Annotated in this window: 12 protein-coding genes; 9 read left to right on the forward strand and 3 right to left on the reverse strand. The window is 50.8% G+C overall.

What is annotated here, in order from left to right:
- Positions 1-139: 139 nt before the first annotated feature.
- Complete coding sequence (locus L1D43_RS05855; protein ID WP_041511551.1) at positions 140-1426, reverse strand: citrate synthase; 1287 nt, start codon at positions 1424-1426, stop codon at positions 140-142.
- Between the two features lie 412 nt (positions 1427-1838).
- Here L1D43_RS05855 and sdhC point away from each other — a divergent pair, with 412 nt between their 5' ends.
- The 8 genes from sdhC (at position 1839) to sucD (ending at position 11463) form a co-directional block, all read left to right on the forward strand.
- Positions 1839-2234 carry a succinate dehydrogenase cytochrome b556 subunit gene (gene sdhC, locus L1D43_RS05860; protein ID WP_041511550.1) on the forward strand — a complete coding sequence of 132 codons (396 nt, stop codon included), beginning with the start codon at positions 1839-1841 and terminating at the stop codon, positions 2232-2234.
- A complete protein-coding gene (gene sdhD, locus L1D43_RS05865; RefSeq protein ID WP_041511549.1) occupies positions 2228-2575 on the forward strand; it encodes a succinate dehydrogenase, hydrophobic membrane anchor protein in 348 nt (115 codons plus the stop codon). Before sdhC ends, sdhD begins: the two co-directional genes overlap by 7 nt.
- Positions 2576-4342 carry a succinate dehydrogenase flavoprotein subunit gene (gene sdhA / locus L1D43_RS05870; protein ID WP_239850294.1) on the forward strand — a complete coding sequence of 589 codons (1767 nt, stop codon included), beginning with the start codon at positions 2576-2578 and terminating at the stop codon, positions 4340-4342.
- A gap of 10 nt (positions 4343-4352) precedes the next feature.
- Entirely contained in the window at positions 4353-5060 is a 708-nt protein-coding gene (locus L1D43_RS05875) for a succinate dehydrogenase iron-sulfur subunit (protein WP_239850295.1), read from the forward strand.
- 215 nt (positions 5061-5275) lie between these two features.
- On the forward strand, positions 5276-8098 hold the full coding sequence (gene sucA / locus L1D43_RS05880) for a 2-oxoglutarate dehydrogenase E1 component (protein ID WP_239850296.1): 2823 nt from the start codon (positions 5276-5278) through the stop codon (positions 8096-8098).
- Positions 8099-8130: 32 nt separating this feature from the next.
- On the forward strand, positions 8131-9321 hold the full coding sequence (odhB, locus tag L1D43_RS05885; protein ID WP_041511545.1) for a 2-oxoglutarate dehydrogenase complex dihydrolipoyllysine-residue succinyltransferase: 1191 nt from the start codon (positions 8131-8133) through the stop codon (positions 9319-9321).
- A gap of 103 nt (positions 9322-9424) precedes the next feature.
- Positions 9425-10591, forward strand: a complete 1167-nt coding sequence (sucC, locus tag L1D43_RS05890; RefSeq protein ID WP_011865456.1) for an ADP-forming succinate--CoA ligase subunit beta — start codon at positions 9425-9427, stop codon at positions 10589-10591.
- The gene (gene sucD, locus L1D43_RS05895; RefSeq protein ID WP_011865457.1) at positions 10591-11463 is read left to right on the forward strand and encodes a succinate--CoA ligase subunit alpha; all 873 of its coding nucleotides are present in this window, start codon (positions 10591-10593) and stop codon (positions 11461-11463) included. Before sucC ends, sucD begins: the two co-directional genes overlap by 1 nt.
- A gap of 68 nt (positions 11464-11531) precedes the next feature.
- Here sucD and L1D43_RS05900 read toward each other — a convergent pair whose 3' ends face one another.
- Positions 11532-13205 carry an FMN-binding glutamate synthase family protein gene (locus L1D43_RS05900; protein ID WP_239850297.1) on the reverse strand — a complete coding sequence of 558 codons (1674 nt, stop codon included), beginning with the start codon at positions 13203-13205 and terminating at the stop codon, positions 11532-11534.
- A gap of 219 nt (positions 13206-13424) precedes the next feature.
- Here L1D43_RS05900 and L1D43_RS05905 point away from each other — a divergent pair, with 219 nt between their 5' ends.
- A complete protein-coding gene (locus L1D43_RS05905) occupies positions 13425-13925 on the forward strand; it encodes a GNAT family N-acetyltransferase (protein WP_239850298.1) in 501 nt (166 codons plus the stop codon).
- 90 nt (positions 13926-14015) lie between these two features.
- Here the strand turns inward: L1D43_RS05905 and fur are convergent, their stop codons facing one another.
- The gene (fur, locus tag L1D43_RS05910) at positions 14016-14447 is read right to left on the reverse strand and encodes a ferric iron uptake transcriptional regulator (RefSeq protein ID WP_041511619.1); all 432 of its coding nucleotides are present in this window, start codon (positions 14445-14447) and stop codon (positions 14016-14018) included.
- Positions 14448-14728: the final 281 nt, after the last annotated feature.

Raw genomic sequence — 14728 nt, forward strand, 5'->3', positions numbered from 1 at the left:
CGGCGTTTAAGGCTGGATATAAAAGGTCAGCGACAGAAGGGCCTGCATCAGAAGGCGTGGCAGTCAGAACGATGTGGGATGAAAGAGAGGCATAAAAAAAGCACCCCTAGGGATGCTTTTTAAGATTAGGCCGCAGTGATTAACGCTGGTCCAGTTTGACGAAGTCGCGTTCTGCCGAACCTGTGTAGAGCTGGCGTGGACGGCTGATCTTGTGACCAGGCTGATCCAGCATCTCTTTCCAGTGAGCAATCCAGCCAACGGTACGCGCAAGGGCGAACAGTACGGTGAACATGCTGGTTGGAATGCCGATAGCCTTCATGATGATGCCCGAGTAGAAATCGACGTTTGGATAGAGCTTCTTCGATACGAAGTACTCATCTTCCAGTGCGATACGCTCAAGTTCCATCGCCACATCCAGTAGTGGGTCATTAACCTTAAGCTCTGCAAGTACTTCGTGACAGGTTTCGCGCATAACCTTGGCGCGAGGGTCGAAGTTCTTGTAGACGCGGTGACCGAAGCCCATCAGACGGAAAGGATCTTCCTTATCTTTAGCACGTGCGATGAACTCAGGAATACGATCGACAGTACCGATCTCTTCCAGCATGTTCAGGCAAGCTTCGTTAGCGCCGCCGTGTGCAGGGCCCCATAGTGAAGCGATACCCGCTGCGATACATGCAAATGGGTTAGCACCCGATGAACCGGCTAGACGCACGGTAGAAGTCGAGGCATTTTGCTCGTGATCCGCGTGCAGAATAAAGATACGGTCCATGGCGCGCTCGATGATTGGGTTAACCTTGTACTCTTCACAAGGTACCGCAAACATCATGCTTAGGAAGTTGCCCGCATAGCTTAGGTCGTTACGTGGGTAAACAAATGGCTGACCAATTGAATACTTGTAACACATGGCGGCGATAGTCGGCATCTTAGAGACTAAACGGAACGCCGCAATTTCGCGGTGATGTTCGTCGTTAACGTCAAGAGAGTCTTGGTAGAATGCAGACAATGCGCCTGTCACACCACATAGCATGGCCATTGGGTGTGCGTCACGGCGGAAACCACGGAAGAACGAAGCCAGTTGCTCGTTAACCATAGTGTGAGTCTTAACCGTGTAAACAAATTTGTCGTATTGAGCCTTGTTAGGTAACTCACCGTAAAGCAGTAGATAACAAAGATCTAAATAGTCTGAATCGACGGCAAGTTCGTCGATCGCGTAACCACGGTGTAAAAGTATACCTTGGGCGCCATCAATGTAAGTGATAGCTGATTCGCAGGATGCTGTCGCTAGGAATCCTGGGTCAAATGTAAAATGACCTTTGCTACCGAGTTTGCTGATGTCGATAACATCAAATCCCGCCGTTCCTTTCTTGATAGGCAGGTCAATCGAATCGTTCCCTGGTAGTTCCAATTTGGCTATATTATCAGCCATACCCCGTTCTCCTTACTTCATTCTTATGTGAGTGCGGCTTTGTCAAACGCCAATACTTTACAGTGAATCTAGATCACATTTCAATTTAAATAAGCGTTTAAATTCGTTAGACCATGGTCTTAATTTGACGTAAGTGCCCGCCAATACAGCGACTTGGCAGATTTTTTTACCAAAAAAACAAAATTTGCATAATGTGATGTTTGTATTTGACATTTGTGGGGCGTATACTTGCTTCGGCTCGAAAGAGCTGCAAACAAACCAATTCGAAGACCATTATTTACATACTTATTTAGTGATTTTTGAATTAGTTAACTGTTTGTTTCAACTTTCCTTTTGAGGCGAGAGGAGGTGGTAAGTTTGCTTGCTGGTCAAATTTCGTTCGAAAGAGGTTCAATAACAAAAATAATGCTCAATGGAGCAGAGTGAGCAGAACGTGAAAAAGCAAAGACCTGTCCATCTAGATCTGCAGACCATTCGCTTTCCTGCAACAGCGATTGCGTCAATCCTACACCGTGTCTCCGGTGTCATCATGCTGTTTGCCGTCGGCATTCTTATCTGGATGTTGAGTGAATCACTCGCATCTGCTGAGAGTTTCGCAGGCATTCAATCTCTATTTGATACCTTTATCGTTAAGTTCGTTGTCTGGGGAATTCTGACCGCACTGGGTTACCACCTGATTGTTGGCGTACGCCATCTGATCATGGATACCGGTCGTTGGGAAGAGTTGGAATCGGGTAACGCTTCAGCGAAAGCCGCCTTCGTTATTGCTGCGGCATGGTCAATCATTGCGGGGATTTGGGTATGGTAACAAATGCAGCGAGTCTTGGACGCAGTGGCGTTCATGATTTTATTCTTCTTCGTGCTAGTGCCGTGATCCTTACTTGTTACACCATTTTCTTAGTAGGATTCATCGCAGCTAGTTCGCCTCTCACTTATGACGTATGGCACGGTTTGTTCAGTGCTTTGCCGATGAAAGTGTTTACGCTTCTTGCCCTGGTGGCCATCCTGGTTCACGCCTGGATCGGTATCTGGCAGGTGCTTACCGACTATGTTAAGCCGGTAGCCCTTCGTGGCGTACTCCAATTCGTCTTCGTCGTAGCAGCACTTTCTTACCTGGCTGCTGGCATTGTTATTGTGTGGGGTGTTTAAGTGAGTATTCCAGTACGTGAGTTTGATGCAGTCGTAATTGGCGCCGGTGGCGCGGGTATGCGAGCTGCACTACAGATTTCTAAAGAAGGTAAGAGCTGCGCGCTGTTATCTAAAGTATTCCCAACGCGTTCTCATACGGTTTCGGCCCAGGGTGGTATTACCGTCGCCCTAGGCAACGCCCATGAAGACCATTGGGAACAACACATGTACGATACCGTTAAGGGTTCCGATTTCATCGGCGACCAAGACGCGATCGAATTTATGTGTCAAACCGGTCCTGAAGCCATTATCGAGCTAGAGCATATGGGTCTGCCATTCTCTCGTTTCGAAAACGGTAAAATTTATCAGCGTCCTTTCGGCGGCCAATCGAAAAACTTCGGTGGCGAGCAGGCGGCACGTACCGCTGCGGCGGCTGACCGTACCGGACACGCCTTGCTGCACTGTCTATACCAACAGAACGTTAAGCATAAGACTGAAGTCTTCTCTGAGTGGTATGCACTTGATCTAGTGAAGAACGAAGACGGCGCCATCGTAGGTTGTACTGCAATCGAAATCGAAACCGGCGAGATCGTTTACTTCAAGTCTAAGGCCACTATTCTGGCTACTGGTGGTGCGGGTCGTATCTACGCCTCTACTACTAACGCTCACATTAATACCGGTGACGGTGTCGGTATGGCGATGCGCGCTGGCGTGCAGATGCAAGACATGGAGATGTGGCAGTTCCACCCAACCGGTATCGCCGGCGCGGGTGTACTGGTAACCGAAGGTTGTCGTGGTGAAGGCGGATACCTGCTGAACAAAGATGGCGAGCGCTTCATGGAGCGTTATGCGCCAAACGCGAAAGATCTGGCATCACGTGACGTGGTAGCACGTTCTATGATGACCGAGATCCGTGAAGGTCGCGGCCTTGACGGTCCACTAGGCCCTCACTGTCTACTTAAGCTAGATCACTTAGGTAAAGAGACCCTAGAAGCACGTCTACCAGGCGTTTGCGAACTGTCTCGTACCTTCGCGCACATCGATCCGGCCGACGGTCCAATCCCTGTATTGCCAACCTGTCACTACATGATGGGTGGTCTGCCTGCTAAGGTTAGCGGTCAGGTGATCCGTAAGAACGAAGATGGCAGCGAAAGCGATGTGGTTGGTCTGTTTGCCGTGGGTGAGATTGCCTGTGTATCGGTACACGGTGCGAACCGCCTGGGTGGTAACTCACTACTCGACCTCGTGGTCTTCGGCCGTGCAGCCGGTCAGCACCTGGGTAAGGCGCTGGATGAGACTGCAACACCGAAAGATGCGAGTGATGCCGACATCGCTAAGTCGCTTGAGCGTCTCAATCGTTGGGAAAGCAACAAAGACGGTGAAGACCCTGCGCAGATCCGTAAAGATCTTCAGCTTTGTATGCAGCTTAACTTCTCGGTATTCCGTACCGGCGAGGCGATGGCAGAAGGCCTCGAAGAGCTTAAGGCGATTCGTGAGCGTCTGGCTAACGCCAAGCTGTCTGACAATTCAAGAGAGTTCAATACTCAGCGTATCGAGTGTTTAGAGCTAGACAACCTGATGGCGACAGCGATTGCAACAGCTTATGCTGCGAACTTCCGTCAAGAGAGTCGTGGTGCGCATTCACGTGAAGACTTCCTCGAGCGTGATGATGAGAACTGGTTGTGTCACAGTCTGTTCAATCCTGAGACTGAGCAGATGACCAAGCGTGCGGTGAACATGGAGCCTAAGCTTCGTGAAGCCTTCCCGCCGATCAAGCGTACCTACTAAGGAAGATAAGATGAATTTGAAGATTGCTATTTATCGCTATAATCCTGAAGTAGACGCTAAGCCTTACATGAAGGATTACACGCTAGAAGTGGCTGACGGTACCGATATGATGGTGCTGGATGTCCTGATGCAGCTAAAGATACAAGACCCAACGTTGGCGTTCCGTCGCTCATGCCGTGAAGGTGTATGTGGTAGTGATGGCGTTAACATGAACGGTAAGAACGGTCTGGCCTGTATCACGCCTATTTCTACCTTCAAGGGTAAGAAGCTGGAGATACGTCCACTACCTGGTATGCCTGTGGTTCGCGACCTGATTGTTGACCTGACTCAGTTCTACAAGCAGTACGAGAAGATCAAGCCTTACCTGATCAACGACGACAAGACACCGGCCCGTGAACATCTGCAATCGCCAGAAGAGCGTGCGCACCTGGACGGTCTGTATGAGTGTATCATGTGTGCGTGTTGTTCAACGGCTTGTCCATCATTCTGGTGGAACCCAGACAAGTTCATCGGTCCAAGCGGTCTGTTGCATGCCTATCGTTTCCTTATCGATAGCCGCGATACGGCCACCGAAGAGCGTCTGTCTGAGCTCGATGATGCTTACAGCGTATTCCGTTGCCATGGCATCATGAACTGTGTTGACGTTTGTCCTAAGGGACTCAACCCGACTAAAGCAATTGGACACATCAAGTCTATGCTGCTTAAGCGAGCTGTCTAAATGCAACACACTGAGCTGATTTTAATAATTATATAGCTCTTTTGAGAGTCACTTCTTCTATGTGAGAAGTGGCTCTTTTATGTAATGGAACTACACATGCCGTGAAATCTGGACTCTAGGGGCGGCAGATATTTTGCAATTGCAGTACATTTGACTGAATTGCATTTTCAATACTTTGGCTAAAAACACGTGTATAAAGTTTGAAAGGAATAGAAATGCACCAAGGCATCATGAAAGCCTGGCTCGAATCGTCTCATTTAAACGGGGCTAATTCGACCTATGTAGAAGAGATGTATGAAGCCTATCAAGAGGACCCTCAGTCAGTATCAGACGACTGGCGAGCGGTGTTTGATAACCTCCCATATGCCAACGGTGCAACAGCAGATGTGCCCGAAGCTGCCCACTCTAAAGTACGTGAATATTTCCGTAGTTTGGCGCTAGACGGTCGTCACAAGAGCGCTGCTCGTGTGACAGATCCCGAAGTCGATGCCAAACAGGTTAAAGTTCTTCAGTTGATCAACGCCTACCGTTTCCGCGGCCACCAGAATGCGAATCTGGATCCCCTCGGGCTATGGAAGCGCGATACCGTCTCTGAATTGGACCCGGCCTTCCACGGCCTAACCAGCGAAGATATGGAGCGTGAATTCAACACAGGTTCATTTGCTCACGGTGGTGACACCATGAAGCTAGGTGACCTGGTTAAAGCACTGAAAGCGACCTATGGTGGTGCTATCGGTGCTGAATACATGCACATCACAGATACCGATGAGAAGCGTTGGATCCAACAACGCTTGGAGCCATCATTAGGTAGAGCGAATTACGATAATAACACCAAGACTCGTATCCTCGAGGGCCTCAACGCCGCCGAAGGTATGGAGAAGTATCTCGGCGCCAAGTTCCCCGGCGCAAAACGTTTCTCACTGGAAGGTGGTGACGCGCTCGTCCCTATGATGCGTGAAATCATCTACCGTGGTGGTGAAGCCGGTACCAAAGAGATCGTCGTGGGCATGGCTCACCGTGGTCGTCTTAACCTGCTGGTTAACATCTTAGGTAAGAAGCCATCTGAGCTGTTTGACGAGTTCGCCGGTAAGCACAGCGATGAGCTCAACGGCTCGGGTGACGTTAAGTATCACCAAGGTTTCTCATCAGATTTCGAAACACCGGGCGGCAACGTGCACCTGGCACTGGCCTTTAACCCATCGCACCTTGAGATCGTTAACCCTGTGGTCATGGGCTCGGTAAGAGCACGTCTGGACCGCCGCGGTTGTAAGACGGGCCTTCAGGTCATGCCGATCACCATTCATGGTGACAGCGCCATCGCAGGTCAGGGCATAGTACAAGAGACATTCAACATGTCTCAGACCCGTGCCTTCAAGGTAGGCGGCAGTATCCGTATCGTGGTCAACAACCAAGTAGGCTTTACTACCAACCTGACCGAAGATACCCGTTCTACAGAATACTGTACCGATATTGCTAAGATGGTACAGGCACCTATCTTCCACGTGAATGCAGACGATCCTGAGTCGGTCGCCTTCGTTGCTCAGTTGGCGGTTGATTACCGTAACGAGTTTAAGCGTGACGTAGTGATCGATCTGGTATGTTATCGTCGTCACGGCCACAACGAGGCCGACGAGCCGAGTGCAACTCAGCCGCTGATGTATGCCAAGATCAAGAAGCATCCAACGCCACGTAAGATCTATGCCGACCGTCTGATCGAAGAGAAGGCGCTAGGTGCCGATGACGTGACAGCGATGATCAACGACTACCGTGACGCCTTGGATAAAGGCGATTGCGTGGTGAAAGAGTGGCGCCCAATGACGCTGCATACCGTTGACTGGACTCCTTATCTCAACCGAGAGTGGGACGAGGCTTATCCTGCCGAGCTACCGCTAGCGCGTGTGAAGGCGTTGGCTGAGAAGATCAGCTATGTGCCTGAGAGTCATAAGCTACAGTCGCGCGTTGCTAAGATCTACAAAGACCGTGTGGCCATGGCCGCCGGTGATAAGCTAGTGGACTGGGGCTTTGCCGAGACCTTGGCTTATGCCTCTATTTTGGATGACAACAAGCGCGTGCGTATCACGGGTCAAGACTCTGGCCGTGGTACCTTCTTCCACCGTCACGCCGTGTTGCACAACCAAAATGACGCCACCGCTTATCTGCCGCTGCGTCACCTGTCTGACATGCAAGGTCCTATCGATATCTCTGACTCGGTATTGTCTGAAGCCTCAGTATTGGCGTTCGAATACGGCTATGCGACGGCTGAGCCGGGTGGCCTGACCATTTGGGAAGCTCAGTTCGGTGACTTCGCTAACTGTGCCCAGGTGGTGATCGACCAGTTCCTCTCATCTGGCGAGCAGAAGTGGGGCCGTCTGTGTGGCTTGACTATGCTACTGCCACATGGCTATGAAGGTCAGGGCCCAGAGCACTCGAGTGCACGTCTGGAGCGTTTCCTGCAGCTATGTGCTAACCACAACATGCAGGTGTGTGTCCCATCGACGCCGGCGCAGGTTTACCACATGCTACGCCGTCAGGTGGTGCGTCCTATGCGTCGTCCTCTGGTGGTGATGTCACCTAAGTCATTGCTGCGTCATCCGCTGGCGGTGTCTAGCCTGGATGAGCTTGCCGAAGGCACCTTCCAAAACGTGATTGGTGAAATCGATGAACTCGATAGCAGCAAGGTAGATCGCGTAGTCTTCTGTAGTGGTAAGGTTTACTTCGAACTGCTCGAGAAGCGTCGTAAAGAGAAGCTGGATAATGTTGCTCTGATCCGTGTCGAACAACTGTACCCGTTCCCACACGAAGATATGGCAAAAATCCTCGCCCAGTATCAGCACGTTAAAGATTTCGTTTGGTGTCAGGAAGAGCCTCAGAACCAGGGCGCTTGGTATTGCAGCCAGCACCACTTCTGGGCAGCCATTCCTGCCGGTGCTCAATTAACCTATGCGGGTCGTGAAGCCTCGGCCGCGCCAGCATGTGGTTATCCGGCCCTGCACGCCCAGCAGCAAGAATCTTTAATCAATAGCGCATTAAAACTGTAGTAATAGACAATTTATAAAAAGGATAGCTTTCCATGAGTATCGAAATTAAGGTACCCGTACTGCCAGAATCCGTTGCTGATGCAACCATCGCCACATGGCATGTTAAAGCTGGCGAGCAAGTGTCTCGTGATCAAAACCTGGTCGATATCGAAACCGACAAGGTCGTTTTAGAAGTGGTTGCGCCAGAAGATGGTTCAATCGTTGAGTTCCTGGCGGAAGAAGGCGACACAGTGTTGGCCGAAGCCGTTATCGCGAAGTTTGTTGCTGGTGCGGTTGCCGGTCAGGAAGTCTCTAAGGAACAAGCCGAAGCGGCAGCGCCTCAGGCAGCTGAGAGCGAAGAGACTAACGATGCCCTAAGCCCATCTGTTCGTCGTCTGATTGCCGAGCACAACCTGGACGCCGCTAAGATCAAGGGCACAGGTGTTGGCGGTCGTATCACTAAAGAAGATGTGGAAGCCTTCATCAAGTCGGCACCTGCGGCTAAGCCTGCTGACGCGCCAGCCGTTGTTGCGCCGCTAGGTGAGCGTAGCCAGAAGCGTGTACCTATGACGCGTCTGCGTAAGACCATCGCTAACCGTCTGCTGGAAGCGAAGAACTCAACGGCTATGTTGACGACCTTCAACGAAGTGAACATGAAGCCTATCATGGACATTCGTAAGCAGTATCAAGAGCTGTTCGAGAAGAAGCACGGCATTCGCCTTGGTTTCATGTCTTTCTACGTGAAAGCCGTGACCGAAGCCCTGAAGCGTTTCCCTGAAGTGAACGCCTCTATCGACGGTGATGATATCGTTTACCACAACTACTTCGACGTAAGCATCGCGGTATCGACTCCTCGCGGCCTGGTAACCCCAGTACTGCGTGACACAGATACCATGAGCCTGGCCGACATCGAGCGTAACGTACGCGAGCTGGCTATCAAGGGCCGCGATGGTAAGCTGACCGTTGACGACATGACCGGTGGTAACTTCACCGTGACTAACGGCGGTGTATTTGGATCGCTGATGTCTACCCCTATCCTTAACCTGCCACAAAGCGCTATCTTGGGCATGCATGCCATCAAAGATCGCCCAATGGCGGTTAATGGTCAGGTAGAAATTCTACCTATGATGTACCTAGCACTCTCTTATGACCACCGTATCATCGATGGTCGTGAGTCTGTTGGCTTCCTGGTTGCCATTAAGGACTTCCTGGAAGACCCAACTCGTCTACTATTAGACCTGTAAGACGATGTTGTTTCGATGCCTGTCGGCAACGGTAGGCATCACCCCTCGCTACCGGCTCTATTGAGCCGGTTGGATTAGATTAGAAGTATACGGATAGATCATCATGAATTTGCATGAGTATCAGGCAAAAGCCCTATTTGCCGAATATGGTTTACCAGTGTCAGAAGGTTATGCTTGTGATACCCCTCAAGAGGCGGTAGAAGCGGCTGGCCATATTGGCGGAGATATGTGGGTTGTTAAGTGTCAAGTACACGCAGGCGGCCGTGGTAAAGCAGGTGGCGTTAAAGTTACCGGCGATAAAGAAGAGATCAGAGCATTTGCTGAGCATTGGTTAGGTAAGAACCTGGTAACTTATCAGACTGACGAAAAAGGTCAGCCAGTTGCTAAGATCCTAGTCGAAAGCTGCACTGATATCGCAAACGAACTGTACCTTGGTGCCGTTGTTGACCGCGCGACCCGTCGCGTTGTCTTCATGGCGTCTACCGAAGGTGGCGTTGAGATTGAAACTGTTGCCGAAGAGACACCTGAGCTGATCCACAAGGCGATTATCGATCCTTTGACTGGTCCTCAGCCATACCAGGCACGTGATCTTGGCTTCAAGTTGGGTCTAAATCCAACTCAGATGAAGCAGTTCACTAAAGTCTTCATGGGTCTGGCGACTATGTTCACCGACCATGATTTCGCACTGCTTGAGATCAACCCTCTGGTTATCACTACCGAAGGTAACATCCACTGTCTAGACGGTAAGATTGGTATCGATGGCAACGCACTGTTCCGTCAACCAAAGATCCGTGACATGCACGATCCTTCACAGGATGACGCTCGTGAAGCACACGCAGCGAAATTCGAGCTGAACTATGTTGCCCTAGACGGTAACGTAGGTTGCATGGTAAACGGTGCCGGCCTAGCAATGGGTACTATGGACATCGTTAACTTGCACGGTGGCAAGCCAGCTAACTTCCTAGACGTTGGTGGCGGCGCGACTAAAGAGCGTGTTGCTGAAGCATTCAAGATCATCTTGTCTGACGCTAACGTGAAAGCAGTGCTAGTAAACATCTTCGGTGGTATCGTACGTTGTGACATGATCGCAGAAGGTATCATTGGTGCCGTTAAAGAAGTCGGTGTTGAAGTGCCAGTTGTTGTTCGTCTAGAAGGTACTAACGCAGATCTCGGTCGCGAAGTATTGGCTAACTCTGGTCTTGACATTATTGCAGCCGAGTCGCTAACTGACGCTGCTGTTAAAGTTGTTGCTGCTGCGGAGGGCAAATAATGTCTGTATTAATTAACAAAGATACCAAGGTTATCTGTCAGGGTTTCACTGGCGGTCAAGGTACTTTCCACTCTGAGCAAGCTATCGCTTACGGTACGCAAATGGTTGGCGGTGTTTCGCCAGGCAAGGGCGGTCAGGTTCACTTGGGTCTGCCAGTATTCAACACAGTAAAAGATGCTGTGGCTGAAACCGGTGCAACTGCTACCGTTATTTATGTACCTGCGCCTTTCTGTAAAGACGCAATCCTAGAAGCTATCGACGGCGGCATCGAGCTAATCGTTTGTATTACTGAAGGTATTCCTACTCTGGATATGCTGGAAGTTAAGGTTAAGCTGGAAGAGACTGGCGTTCGCATGATCGGTCCAAACTGCCCTGGTGTTATCACTCCGGGCGAATGTAAGATCGGTATCATGCCAGGTCACATCCACAAGCCAGGTAAAGTGGGCATCGTGTCTCGCTCTGGTACTCTGACCTATGAAGCGGTTAAGCAAACTACTGACGAAGGTTTCGGCCAATCAACTTGTGTTGGTATCGGTGGTGACCCAATTCCAGGTACTAACTTCATCGACGTATTGGAAATGTTCCAAAACGATCCACAGACCGAAGCTATCGTGATGATCGGCGAGATCGGTGGTACTGCTGAAGAAGAAGCTGCTGCTTACATCAAGGCTAACGTGACTAAGCCTGTTGTTTCTTACATTGCCGGTGTTACTGCACCTGCTGGTAAGCGTATGGGCCACGCTGGCGCAATCATCGCTGGCGGTAAAGGTACGGCTGAAGACAAGTTTGCTGCACTAGAAGCGGCAGGCGTGACTACCGTACGTTCACTTGCCGACATCGGCAGTGCACTGCGTGCTAAGACCGGTTGGTAATCAAGCGAGTCGGTAAGCATTAAAAAAGGCGCCCTAGGGCGCCTTTTTTGATCTCTGTAAAATATCTCTCAAGCGCTATCTTTTTGGGCGTTGTCTCTGCGGCGAGAGAGGCCAAACTCGGCCGGGGTCAGGATATAGGTGTCCTCGCAGTAGAAGTCTTCGGCGGTGCACTGCTGCCACCATGACGCCCAGGCGGTGCCTTGCAGCTTTTCTTCTATGATGGCGTTGTGGGTGAGGGGAGCCACCAGGCTGCCGGTGGAGATGAGCAGTCCATAGGGAGAGCGGCGTTTGATCATCCTCGGCTTTAGCTTGTTGGGGTTATCCAGTCCCATGCTGCCCACCAATTCATAGAAGGCTTTTAGCGTGTTGTGGTGGAAGTTCTTTACCCGCTCACTCTTCACCTCGACATCCAGTGCCTTGGAGCGGGCCGGATCTTGGGTGGCTATGCCCGTGGGGCACATGTTGGTATTGCAATGTCTCGACTGAATACAACCCAGAGACAGCATCATGGTGCGGGCGGCGTTGACTAAGTCTGCGCCCATGGCAATCTTGGTCAGCAGATCGAAGCTTGAGGCCGTCTTGCCCGAGGCGATAAGGGCTATCTTGTGTCTCAGCCCTACGCCAACCAGGGCATTATTGGCAAAGTAGACCCCTTCGAGACACATCATGCCCAGACGGTTGCTGAACTCTACCGGCGCAGCCCCGGTGCCACCCTCGGCGCCATCTATGGTGATGAAATCTGGCGTGATGCCTGTCTTTAGCATCGCCTTACAGATGGCGAGAAACTCTGCCGGATTACCGATACAGAGCTTAAAGCCCACTGGCTTGCCGCCACTGAGCTCCCGCAGGCGTTTGACGAAGTTAAGCAGGGCGATGGGCGTGGTGCACTCAGGGTTAACCGCGGGGGAGACACAGTCTCTGTCCATGGGGATATGGCGGATCATGGCGATCTCTGGGGTGATCTTCGCCTTGGGTAGCACGCCGCCATGGCCGGGTTTAGCGCCCTGGCTGAGTTTTATCTCTATCATCTTGACCTGTGGACGCTTGGCCATCTTCTCGAAGCTGTCCGGATTAAAGTTACCCTCATCATCACGACAGCCAAACAGGCCAGAGCCTATCTGCCATACCAGATCGCCGCCATGTTTGAGGTGATAGGGGCTGGCCCCGCCTTCGCCCGTGTTGTGATAGCAACCCGCCTTCTTGGCGCCCAGGTTGAGGGCCTCGATGGCATTGGCGCTGAGGGAGCCGAAACTCATGGCCGAGATATTAAAATAGGAGGCGTCATAGGGCTGGGCGCAGTCAGGTCCGCCGATGCGCACCCGTTTGGCTTGCTCATCGATATGCTTCGGTGACAGCGAGTGCCACAGGCTCAGATAGTTCTCCTCTAACAGATCGCGCTGGGTACCGAAGGCGATGGTATCGCGGACATTCTTGGCCCTTTGATAAACGAGTGATCGCTGCTCGCGGTTAAAGGGGGCTTCCTCCGTATCGCTGGCGATAAAATACTGCTGTATCTCAACCCTGTAAGATTCTAGAAAGTAGCGCAGATAGGCAACCACAGGGTAGAGGCGGTTAAGCGTGTGCGAGCTAAATTGCAGATCATAGGCGCCGACTAAGGTGTAGAGCAGGGTAAAGCCCAGAAAAATGGCCGCGCTCATGCCGCCGTCATTGAGATAGAAATAGAGCCCGGCGCCATTGCCTAGGGTGGCGATAAGCCAAAAGACCTTTTGCATGATTGTCATAACGCATTCCTGTATTGCAGACACTTATCATTTATCCATCTATTGAACGTTATTGCGGCGGCTTTGGCAATCGGCCATGACGTCGGTGATTGATGAATTTTGCTTATTTTAAGCGGGCTTAGTGTAAAGCAGTGTCGACAAAAGCTTAGATTAATACTTTCTAATCTACCCTGTAGTGGGTATATTGGTGAGCTGGATGGGAGAAAAAAGGAGTAAGTTGTGTTCATCGCGGAAACAGAGAGGCTGATATTACGTCGATTCGAGGCCAAGGATGTGGAGAGCCTATTCCTGCTCAATAGCATTCCTGAGGTGCTGACCTATATTCCTGGCGCGCCCATGACCTGTCGCTCACAGGCAGAGGATATTCTTGAAAACGTGTTGCTCAAAAACTATCGCGAGCGTGGCTTTGGCCGCTGGGCGGTGGAGCATAAGGCCGATAACAAGGTAATAGGTTTCTGTGGCCCGACTTATATTAAAGAATTTGATGAGGTGGAGCTGGGTTATCGTTACTTGCCTGAATATTGGGGCAAGGGGATAGGTAGCGAGGCCGGGCAGGCGGCGCTGTCACGTTTTAAGGATCACGGCATCGATGAGGCGATAGCGCTTATTCTACTTGGCAACAAAGGCTCCGAAGGGGTGGCGCGAAAGTTGGGTATGACTGAGCGTGAACGCAGCAAGTTCATGGGCCACAAGGTGAACGTGTTTCATAAGGTGTTGTGATGAAGGCATTAACTCTCTTGAGGAATAAACCTTAGATATAAAAAAACCAGCATGATGCTGGTTTTTCTTTATCGGCTGTTTGCCTGCGGATTATTCGTCGCCGTGGTCGCACTCATCGTTGGTGCAGACACCGTAGAGGTACAGGCTGTGATTGGTCAGCTTGATGTTATGCTTCATGGCGATCTCGTCTTGGCGTCTCTCGATCACTTCATCAGAAAACTCAATTACTTTACCACAAGAGAGGCACACCAGATGATCATGATGATGGGTAGAGGAGAGTTCAAACACCGCCTTGCCGCTTTCGAAGTGGTGACGAGTAACGATACCCGCGTCGTCGAACTGGTTAAGTACACGGTAAACCGTTGCCAGTCCTATCTCTTCGCCAATATCGAGCAGTTTCTTATATAGTTCTTCTGCACTGATATGCTGGTTTTCGGGCTCCTGCATCAGCTCGAGGATCTTGACTCGTGGTAAGGTGACCTTTAATCCCGCTTTCTTTAGCGCTTGATTTCCATCTGTCATCATTAATCTCTGGATTGAAGAACCATTAGCAATGCCAATAGTGGTTCAGTAGTTGATGTTGAGAACCATTATAGGGGGTGAAATTGAAAACTTAAACCTTTGATCTTGCATATTGTTCGCATCGGCAGAAATTTGTTCTAAATTGGCCCTACCTGTGTGATTTAGGCTGAATTTAACGCGTACTTTTTGTAATGTTATTGAGACTAATGCCTAATAGCCCAACGGCGACTTATCAGGCAGGATGAAATCTGGTTAACCTGTATCCTGTGGGTGCCAGCCGC

Source organism: Shewanella sp. Isolate8, assembly GCF_022398495.1.
Classification (GTDB): domain Bacteria; phylum Pseudomonadota; class Gammaproteobacteria; order Enterobacterales; family Shewanellaceae; genus Shewanella; species Shewanella aquimarina.